Annotated in this window: 7 protein-coding genes and 1 other RNA gene; 5 read left to right on the forward strand and 3 right to left on the reverse strand. The window is 35.7% G+C overall.

Features of this window, described 5'->3' with window-relative positions; all coding sequences use genetic code 11:
• Window positions 1–149: 149 nt before the first annotated feature.
• Window positions 150–1,061 carry a hypothetical protein gene (locus tag VNJ50_RS01785; protein ID WP_325578477.1) on the reverse strand — a complete coding sequence of 304 codons (912 nt, stop codon included), beginning with the start codon at window positions 1,059–1,061 and terminating at the stop codon, window positions 150–152.
• 104 nt (window positions 1,062–1,165) lie between these two features.
• Here VNJ50_RS01785 and VNJ50_RS01790 point away from each other — a divergent pair, with 104 nt between their 5' ends.
• Window positions 1,166–2,311: a cysteine desulfurase family protein gene (locus VNJ50_RS01790; protein WP_325578479.1), complete on the forward strand. Its 1,146-nt coding sequence runs from the start codon at window positions 1,166–1,168 to the stop codon at window positions 2,309–2,311.
• A 500-nt stretch (window positions 2,312–2,811) separates the two neighbouring features.
• On the opposite strand, the gene VNJ50_RS01795 is transcribed toward VNJ50_RS01790, so the two are convergent.
• The gene (locus VNJ50_RS01795) at window positions 2,812–5,238 is read right to left on the reverse strand and encodes a TonB-dependent receptor (RefSeq protein ID WP_325578488.1); all 2,427 of its coding nucleotides are present in this window, start codon (window positions 5,236–5,238) and stop codon (window positions 2,812–2,814) included.
• A 47-nt stretch (window positions 5,239–5,285) separates the two neighbouring features.
• Entirely contained in the window at window positions 5,286–6,971 is a 1,686-nt protein-coding gene (locus tag VNJ50_RS01800; RefSeq protein ID WP_325578480.1) for a M23 family metallopeptidase, read from the reverse strand.
• A 623-nt stretch (window positions 6,972–7,594) separates the two neighbouring features.
• On the opposite strand from VNJ50_RS01800, the gene VNJ50_RS01805 reads away from it, so the two are divergent.
• The 4 genes from VNJ50_RS01805 to rny all read left to right on the forward strand — a co-directional run bounded on the left by VNJ50_RS01805 (window position 7,595) and on the right by rny (window position 10,060).
• The gene (locus VNJ50_RS01805) at window positions 7,595–7,885 is read left to right on the forward strand and encodes a hypothetical protein (protein WP_325578481.1); all 291 of its coding nucleotides are present in this window, start codon (window positions 7,595–7,597) and stop codon (window positions 7,883–7,885) included.
• A 17-nt stretch (window positions 7,886–7,902) separates the two neighbouring features.
• Window positions 7,903–8,196 (forward strand): cell division protein ZapA, encoded by a 294-nt coding sequence (locus tag VNJ50_RS01810; protein ID WP_325578483.1) that lies wholly within the window; start codon window positions 7,903–7,905, stop codon window positions 8,194–8,196.
• Between the two features lie 53 nt (window positions 8,197–8,249).
• A non-coding RNA gene (gene ssrS, locus VNJ50_RS01815) (6S RNA) lies at window positions 8,250–8,357 on the forward strand.
• Window positions 8,358–8,482: 125 nt separating this feature from the next.
• Window positions 8,483–10,060 (forward strand): ribonuclease Y, encoded by a 1,578-nt coding sequence (gene rny, locus VNJ50_RS01820; protein WP_325578485.1) that lies wholly within the window; start codon window positions 8,483–8,485, stop codon window positions 10,058–10,060.
• The last annotated feature ends 517 nt before the right edge of the window (window positions 10,061–10,577 follow it).

The raw sequence follows: 10,577 nt of genomic DNA on the forward strand, positions 1-10,577 counted from the left end.
ATGGGTAGGGGTGGTGTTTTGATATCGTATAGATATGGAGATATTTGTGTTTTTTGAGACAAACCTTATAATAAGAAACAAAAATAGCCTTTAACACATCAGTTAAAGGCTGTTTTTTTTCAGTGTAACTGAGAACTTTAATATCCGTATTATTCACTTTCAATTAATACACTGTAGGTATAAGTTCCAAAATCAATTTCTGTTAAGCTGATAACTTCCAGATTCACATTTTTGATATAAAACTTGATAGTGTAGGTACGTTTGTACACGTTTTTATTGAACTTTTGATAATCGAAAGTGTCTTTGGATTCTTTGTCCAAATACCGTGGTACGGTAGGTGTTGGCGAACTGCTGTCACGATCATTTGTTGGATCGCCATCCAAATCAGCATCTTCATGGCGGGTCAATACGCCATCGCCGTCATCATCATCGTCCAAATAATCCGGGATGCCATCACCATCGGTATCTTGGGCTTTTGAAAGTCCGTCGGCTTTAGTATAATTGTGTTTTTCATCTTTGGTCAACACATTATCGTTATCATCATCGGCATCGAGATAATCCGGAATGCCATCGCCATCGGTATCAGTAGGGTTTGTAGCAGGATCATTATCACCATCTAAATTGGCGTCTTCAAGATGTGCCGGAATGCCATCATCGTCATCATCAACATAAGTGGTAATGATAGTGACCGTACCCGAATTTGTGGTATAGTCTTTTATAATGTTGACATTGGGATCGGATAATATGCTGCAAATCATTTGCTCCGGATTGCCATCATACGTTCTATAATTGAACAGTGTATTGGTGCCGTTGATGGTCAAGGTTGTTTCGTAATTGTTTTGTGGCGGATTGAAAATGAGGTTTGTGGTCGTGTTTTTTGGGAAAATGAGACTTAAGGATTCACCTGGATTTGTTTTGATATCATACAAAAAGTAATTATCTGCACTTAAATTACACATAGACAATTCCTTATCAAAATCTAATTTTACGTCGATGATATCGCCATCATCACACGTGTAAACTAATAAAAAAAGGCTTAACAGATAAAATAATTTACGCATTTCAATCAATTTTGAAGCAAAAATAAGGCATTTGTCAATTTATAACGTGTCATCGGTGAAATAATTTTATTTGAAGTATTTTTGTGTTTTGAAAGGATTTTATAATGAAACAGATTTATTTTGATAATGCAGCAACAACGCCTATGCACGATGCGGTGATTGAGCGTATGGTTAAAACGATGCAATTGCAGTACGGCAATCCGTCATCAACACATAGCGTGGGCCGATCGGCTAAATCATTGCTGGAAACGGCAAGAAAAACGATAGCTTCCTATTTTAATGTTCAAGCTTCGGAAATTGTATTTACTTCTGGAGGTACGGAAGCCGATAATTTAATTTTGCGAAGTGCGGTTCGGGATTTGGGTGTTGCTGAGATTATTACTAGTAAATTAGAGCATCATGCAGTTTTGCATACGGTTGAACATCTTCAAAAAGAATACGGCATTGTTATCAGTTATGTAAAACTGCTTGATAATGGGGCGATTGATATGGCTGATCTGGAGCGTTTGTTGCAGTCTCCAAATAAAAAACTGGTGAGTTTGATGCATGTCAATAATGAGATTGGTAATATACTGGACCTTAATAAAGTCGCCGCTATTTGTAAAGCCAACGGTGCTTTGTTTCATAGTGACACCGTCCAATCTGTTGGGCATTATGCCTTGGATTTGAGTATTGTTCCAATTGATTTTTTGGCGGCAAGTGCCCATAAGTTTCATGGGCCGAAAGGTGTTGGATTTGCTTTTATAAGAAAAAGTTCGGGTATTAAATCTTCTATATTTGGTGGTGAACAGGAACGTGGCTATCGCGCCGGAACTGAAAGCATCCATAATATTGTGGGTATGGAGGAAGCTTTGAAGTTGAGTTATACCGATTTGGAAAATAATAGAGCCCAAATTCAAGAACTGAAAACTTATTTCATTGACCAATTAAAATCATTGTCTCCAAACATGTTGTTTAATGGTAATTGTGAACATCCTGATTTGAGTACTTATACGCTAATCAACGTCTGTTTGCCAGTGGCTCCGAACAAAGGTGGAATGTTGCATTTTCAGCTGGATTTAAATGGCATTGCTTGCTCTAAGGGTTCTGCTTGCCAGAGTGGGAGCAATCAGAATTCGCATGTGCTTTCCGAAATACTAAATGCTGAGGATTTGTTGAAACCGTCGGTGCGATTTTCGTTTTCGAGTTTAAATACCAAGGATGAAGTGGATTATGTGATTGGGGTTCTGAAGGAATTTGTTGAAAACTAAGTTTTTTTAGACACGAATTTCTGTGGTTATAAATTGAACACTGATAACGCTGATTTAGTGGATTTTCACGGATTTTTTTGGAATACCTGAATTCATTCGACTTCAATTTCGGTTTCAACTTCATTAATTGAACACTGATGACGCTGATTGTGCTGAATTGAATGTTTTTTAGACGCTAATTTCGGAAATTTCACTGATTTTTCTCTGTAGTAGAAATAGAACACTGATAACGCTGATTTAGTGGATTTTCACGGGTTTTTTTGGAATACCTGAATTTATTCGACTTCAATTTCGGTTTCAACTTCATTAACTGAACACTGATAATACTGATTTAGCTGATTTTCTTGGGATGCCTGAATTTATTCGACTTCAACTTCGGTTTCAACTTTATTAACTGAACACTGATGACACTGATCGAACTGATTATCACTGATGTTTATGGAAGTATATTGTGTTTAGTATCTTTGAGAGAGATGAAAAATAAGAAAACCAGAAAACTCTTAAAATAACATTGACATTCGGACATTAAAAACCCGCGGACTTAGATAGTTGGGAATGGCGTATTGGCGTTTGCTGTACACATCTCTTACCCAAGTGTTGGTAATGGAGTTTTGAACATCAAAGATGTTAAATACCTCTACGCCAAGTGTCAATTCTTTAAATACGCTTTTTTGTCTGTTGTGTTGTGATTTTTCTTGATCGATAATAGTATATGAAAATCCAACATCGGCACGTTTATAATCGCGCAATCGGTTTTGATAAACATAAGGATCGGCATAACTTGGTGAACCGCCTGGAACGCCAGTGTTGTAAACGAGATTGAGATACACTTTTAACGCCGGAATATTAGGTACATAATCTTGAAATAATATCCCAAATTTTAGACGTTGATCTGTTGGTCTTGCAATATAGCCTTGGTTTTCAATATTTTCTTCGGTTTTTAAATAACCAAAACTGAACCATGATTCGGTGCCGGGAACAAATTCGCCATTTAGTCGTAGATCCAATCCATACGCATAAGCTGTAGCATTATTGGTAGCACGGTATCTGATCCTCACATTTTCTAAAGAATAAGGGTTCACATCGGTCAAATGTTTGTAATAAGCTTCAGAAACCAATTTGAAAGGGCGGTCCCACATTTTAAAGCTGTATTCATTGGCCAAAACCAAATGTATTGATTTTTGAGCCTTGACATCTGGACGTATTGTCCCGGAAGAATCTCTTAATTCTCTATAAAAAGGTGGTTGGTAATACAGTCCGCCGGCAATCCTGAACAGCATATCTTTTTCCCAATCGGGTTTGATGGCGAATTGCGCTCTTGGACTAAAAACGGTTTGCGTTGTGTTGTTGATGCCGGTTCCGCTTACGGCCCAGTTATGTGCTCTAACTCCAAAATTATAAAACACGTCGTGATTGCCCAGCTCCGCACGTTTACTCCATTGTACATACGCCTGAAAACGGTCTATTTTGGCATAATTGGTAGCGCGTACATTTTGAAACGGTACTAAAGGACCTCTGAAAGCTTCATAAGGTTGATTGTTGTTAACATCCATTTTTGGAGGTCGGATTGAAAAACCTGCCGAATCGATTATTTCCCATTCTACCAGTCGATCACGGATATCTTCGTGCGTATATTTTAAGGACCATTCAAAAGTATGATCTTCCAATTTGTAATTTCCACTATGTTCAATATTGGTTATCAACGCATCCAAATCATTTCGGCCATGGGTTAATTGCGAACCAATGCCTTCGCTAAACTCCACATCGCCAAAATTTTCATCACCAATATTGCTGTTCACTTCCCCCAATCGGTATTGCGCCAAAATATCAAAATACTCTTCTTCAGTGGTATGAAATGTTGAAGTAGTCAGGTTTAAAGTCAAATCATCATTAACAAAATAATTGGCTTTAATGGCTCCAAAATAAGTGTTGTAAGCATCTTTTTCCTGACCTTCATAATACACCAATAAAGCCATGGGATTAGCAATGGTTCCGAAGTTGGTCTTTCGGTTAGTCGGCTCAAATTCATAAGTATTGCTCGAAATGTTACCTAAAAAATTGACATGGAATTTATCGGTAAACTTATATGTGAAATACGTTTGCACATCGGCAAAAACCGGTTTTACATTACCTTTAGTTTCCAAGGAACTTAAAACCAAACTATTGTCTCTGTAACGTAACCCAACAATTCCGGATAATTTAGAATCTTTGGAGATTGCTTCCGCAGAAATACTACCACCCAATAAGGAAACGTTGGCGTTTATACCGAATTTCATCGGATTTCTGTAAGTAATATCCAAAACAGAAGCTAATTTATCGCCATATTTAGCCTGAAAACCACCTGCTGAAAACTCGACATTTTGTACCAAATCTGTATTGACAAAGCTTAATCCTTCCTGTTGTCCTGAACGCACTAAAAATGGGCGGTAAACTTCAATACCATTAACATAAACTAAATTCTCATCAAAATTACCGCCTCGTACCGAATATTGTGTGCTGAGTTCGTTGGAGATATTGACACCAGGCAAAGTTTTTAGAATATTCTCAACACCAGGCTGTGCGCCTTTTATGGTACGGAGTAGGGCTGGAGCAATGGTGATCACGCCATCTACCGATTGCCGTTGATTGGTATTGATAATTACAGTTGCTATTTGCTCAACGTTCAAATCCATAACAGGATTGAACTCTATAATCTGTCCGTTTTTGAGATTGAACTTGGCCACTACACGTTTGAAAGAAATATGTGTAAACTCTAGCGTGACATCAGTATGTATCGCAACTTTTAATTCGTAAAAGCCATTGTCATTGGAGGTGGTCCCAAAGTTTCCCGATTGAATGCTGACGTTTGAAATTGGCCTATTGGAACCGTCTAAAATAACACCTTTTATAGTGGCGTGTTGTGACCATCCCAAAAATGGCAACACCATAAAGCTAAAGCATAAAAAGTGAAAATAGAGTTTCAAACTGGTTGGTTTTATTTTCTAAAAAAGGTTGCCTCAAATGTAGAACTATTTCCAACATTATCAGTTACAACCAGCTTCAATTCGTTTTTGGTATCTTCAACCACATTATCATTAAAATCGAAGGTTAGCGTATTGGTTTTGTATTCATATTCCATCAAAATCCACTTGCCATTAATGGTGGCCCTATAATTACTGATTCCTGAAAGATCATCAGTGATTTTGAATTTAAGATAACGGAAATTGCTCAGCCATTTTCCATCCTGAAAATTGGTTGCCGATATTTTTGGACCTTGAGTATCCATAACCAAAGTATAAGTTCCCAAAGCATTTGATGTTGCCGATAATACGTTGTCATTGCGTTTGGTGCGTAAATAGCTAGGGTAGTTTCTTCGACCAATCAGTTCTGCAATATAGAGTTTGTCTTTTTCAGCATCTTTATATTTACTGACATCAAATTGAATGGATACATTTTTTTGAAGCGGAATAATGTCTTTATGTAAATAAAGTGTATCGTTACTGACTTTAAAATCGATAAAAGTGTCTTCGTAAAAACTGTTGGCCGGAAAATAAACCGTTACATTATTTTGATTCAGATTGGTTGGTTGTTCTGAAAAAATATAAGTTTTATTAATGGTATTTATCGCTTTAGGCTCTTTTGATATTTTTTTCCCATTAATAGGAATGGTCACCCACGATTCGTTGCCATGAAAATCTTTGATTTTGATTTTGTAAACCGATGCTGTACTATCTTCTATGGTTACATAACCGTCCATATCAACATTATCATATAAGCTTAGGACATTGCCTTCTTCAACAAACAATTTTTGTGAACGCTTGTTCTTGGTTTTAAAAAGTTCATAATCAATAAATCGATTGATATGTCTAGTTTCGCCAAATGAGAAACGGTTAAAGTTCATTTCAAATTTCTTACTCCCATTAAAAAAGGTTTCTAGCGTATTGATACCATTTTGATTAACGGCCAAATCCTGTTGATCATAACTTACCACGCTAAAACCAATAGCGCCGTAAGCGTTTATACTTTCTACATGGTAATCTTTGTTTTTATTTGGAATGAGGCGCAATTCCACTCGGCCATTTTCGCCATTTACAAAAGCTGTTTCATCTTTTGTATAAGCATAGATATTGGTCACAAACGGCGTTTTTTTATCCTGGATTTTAAACCCGAAAAGTAAAGGATTGATCACACGTTCTTGCTGATCCCTGATTTCAAAATGTAAATGCGGACCGCCAGAACTTCCCGTATTTCCTGAATATGCGATAATTTCATCAGGACTCACCTTTATTTCATTAGCGGCTGGAAGTATTTCCACTTCATACGATTCTTGTTCATATTGTTTTGCTTTCACTAGGGCTTCCAGTTTTGGTGCGTAACTCGATAAATGTCCGTAAACACTGGTATAACCGTTGGGATGTGTAATGTATATGACCTTACCATAGCCATAATGCGATACTTTTATGCGGCTGACGTAACCTTCGGCCACAGTGTAAACTTTGAGGCCTTCGCGTTGTTGTGTTTTGATATCCATGCCTGCATGAAAATGATTGGTTCGCAATTCGCCAAAAGTTCCCGAAGGGATTAATTCGATATCCAATGGACTTCTGAAATAGTCTTTAGGATATTCTACTTGAGAAAAAGCAATTGTGGTAAAAATGAGGGCGGAAAATAAAAATTTCATAGCTAAATTTGAATGGCTAAAAATATTAAAAAAAGTTAGGAGTGCCTAAAGTAATGGCTAGTTAAAGTTGATGGTAAATTATAATGGTACGTAAGTAGTTGATGTAATTTTAAATCTTAGGACCTGTTTAGATTTTAACGACATATTTATTATTGGAAGAAGTATTTATTCTTCTTAGTTGTCTTTTAGCATGTTTTGGCCTTTGATTGATTGATTTAGCCCGCTAAATCTGCATTATCAAAAACTAAAATCTATCAAAAACAACTATAATAATTCAAACTATTTTTTTTAAACATATACTTAATTGATTATAAAAAGTAGAAATTTAATTACTAGGTTTTAAGCAATATTCATACTTATGTGTCAGTATAAAATATTGATTTTTTTAGAATAAATTGAATTAAAGTCCGATCGGTTTGCACTATATGAGATGTGTTTTAAGTCAACAGTAAAATATGATTCAAATTTATTCTTCTTTGTTTTTTATTATGTAAAATATTGATATTTAAATATTTAAACATGTTTATCTCATTTAAAACTTATATTTTTAAAATTTATGATAAAACTATTGCGATTTCTATTTAGGTATGTTAACTTTGTTACATCAGTATTGAAATTTGTAAATGAGTAAAGTTGAAGACATTGTTGATTCTTTAGAGAATAAAATCAGTAAGGTTTTACACAAGCAAGAGGTTTTGAAACAAACTAATGCTAAACTTTCGGAAGAATTGGCCACAGCTCAATTAAAAATTATTCAGCAACAAGAGGCATTGAGCTCTTGGATTGAGCGGTATGATGCCCTTAAAATTGCAAATTCAATGTTGGGCAGTGATGAAAACAAACGAGAGACAAAGCTCAAAATAAATACATTAATAAAAGATATAGATCATTGTATAGCACAATTATCTCAATAATGTAAGCATAGTATTTAATGTCAGAACAGCTAAAAATTAAGCTATCCATTGCAAATAGGGTGTATCCTTTGACCATTGCACCCGATCAGGAGGAAGGATTGCGACGAGCCGCCAAGAAAATTGAAACTATGATCAATCAATTTGAGCAAAATTATTCCGTTAGGGACAAACAAGATGTTTTGGCGATGTGTGCCTTGCAATTTGCGTCTCAAGTGGAGCAAAAGATAATAGATAAAGATAATGTAAGTGAAGAGGTTAAAAATAAATTGACCGCTTTAGATGAACTTCTTCAATTGCATTTAAGCTCTTAGCGTTCTTTAAAATACAATAGGTTACTGCCTACATTAGTTAATTTTTTTGATGAACTCAACGTTAATTCTTTAAAAAGGGTGAGTTTTAGTTGTGAAATCGGGCTGCCTTCGAGCAGATTTTTGACCAGCTTGTTAACCCTAAACTTGTTTTTAAGGGGTTTATGCAAAATTCGAAACTGATGTAGGCTTTTTTTTTGGTTTTAGGACATGACTTTAAAATTATGTTGTAGAACCGTTCCCATCTGATGGGATATTGAATTATTTTATTTTTTAAACTAAACTAAACATGGATACGAATACAATTTTATTAATTGTTGGTGGTGCAGTATTAGGGATAATACTGGGCTATATTATAGCTAAGATATTGGAGAAGAACAACGCTTCAAAAATCATTAAGACTGCGCAAGATGAGGCAAGCTCTTTGATAAGGCAAGCTAATTCTGAAGGTGAAACAATTAAGAAGGACAAACTTTTGCAGGCCAAAGAAAAGTTTATTGAACTGAAAGCAGAACATGAGAAAATCATTCTTTCTCGTGATAAAAAAATGGCCGAAGCCGAGAAGAGAACACGGGATAAAGAATCGCAAGTATCAAACGAACTTTCCAAAAACAGAAAACTGACGGAAGAAATAGAAGAGAAAATCAAAGATTATGATTTTAAACTGGAGTTTTTGGAGAAAAAGAAAGAGGAAGTTGATAAAGCCCATAAGAGCAAGGTCAAGCAACTTGAAGTCATTTCAGGTTTATCGGCTGAAGAGGCAAAATCACAGCTTGTAGAGTCACTTAAAAATGAAGCCAAAGCTGATGCTATGGCGTATATTCAAGATACCCTTGAAGAAGCCAAACTTACCGCACAACAAGAAGCAAAGAAAATTATTATTAATACCATTCAACGTATAGGTACAGAAGAAGCTATCGATAACTGTGTTTCTGTATTTAATATTGAATCTGATGACGTTAAAGGACGTATTATCGGTCGTGAAGGTCGAAATATCCGTGCCATTGAAGCCGCAACAGGTGTTGAAATCATTGTTGATGATACACCAGAAGCAATTATTTTATCTTGTTTTGATTCTGTTAGGAGAGAGGTAGCGCGTTTATCACTTCATAAATTAGTTACCGATGGTAGGATACATCCTGCTAAAATTGAAGAAGTGGTCCAAAAAACACAAAAGCAAATTGAGCAGGAGATCATTGAGGTTGGTAAACGTACTGTTATCGATCTGGGAATCCATGGTTTGCATCCAGAGCTGATTAAACTGGTTGGACGAATGAAATACCGTTCTTCTTATGGTCAAAACTTGTTACAACACTCACGTGAAGTTGCAAAACTTTGTGGTGTAATGGCTGCCGAATTAGGTTTGAATCCTAAAATAGCCAAACGTGCCGGTTTACTTCATGATATAGGTAAAGTTCCAGATTCGGAAGTTGATATGGAAACGCCACACGCCATTTTAGGAATGCAATGGGCTGAAAAGTATGGTGAAAAACCAGAGGTTTGTAACGCTATTGGCGCGCATCACGACGAAATTGAAATGACTACCTTATTGGCGCCAATCGTTCAGGTATGTGATGCTATTTCTGGAGCACGACCTGGAGCACGACGTCAAGTTTTAGATTCGTATATCCAACGATTGAAAGATTTGGAAGATGTAGCTTTTGGATTTAGCGGGGTTAATAAAGCTTATGCCATCCAAGCAGGACGTGAGCTACGAGTACTGGTAGAAAGCGATCGTGTTTCTGATGAGCAAGCTGCTAATTTGTCGTTTGAGATTTCTCAAAAAATCCAAACGGATATGACATATCCAGGACAAGTTAAAGTTACCGTTATACGTGAAACGAGAGCTGTTAATATTGCTAAGTAGAAGTTGATGCAATTATAGCTTGAATATATTTTCAATCGGATCTACCTTAAACAATTGGTTGACGGGCCAATAATTTATTTTTTTAAGTTACTTTTATATTACAAGGTTTTTTTGTAAAGGGGATATTTTATTTGTTAATGAACTATTTAAAATTCCTAAAAGTCAATAATGTTTAGGTCTAACTGATTTGATATACTTCACTTTCAATTTTATTTTGTGTCTTCAAAATGAAAGCTATATCTTTGCATATTAAATGAAAATACTAAACAACATATTACGTCTTCCTTTTTTTAGCACTTATTATTTTGAGATAATATTTGCTCGGAGCGGTTGTGTCTATTTTCAAAACTAATAATTAAACAATTTTATAACATAATCTTTAAGCCCGAGTTTACGCTCGGGCTTTTTTATTTTCAAAAAACATGGAAACAGTTCAAAAACTAAAAGAAAACGTCGAAATAATCCTTCCAGATAACGGATTGGAAGAAAAGTTAGATCAGGTAAAAAGAGAAAACCG

The organism is Gelidibacter sp., from assembly GCF_035577925.1.
Classification (GTDB): domain Bacteria; phylum Bacteroidota; class Bacteroidia; order Flavobacteriales; family Flavobacteriaceae; genus Gelidibacter.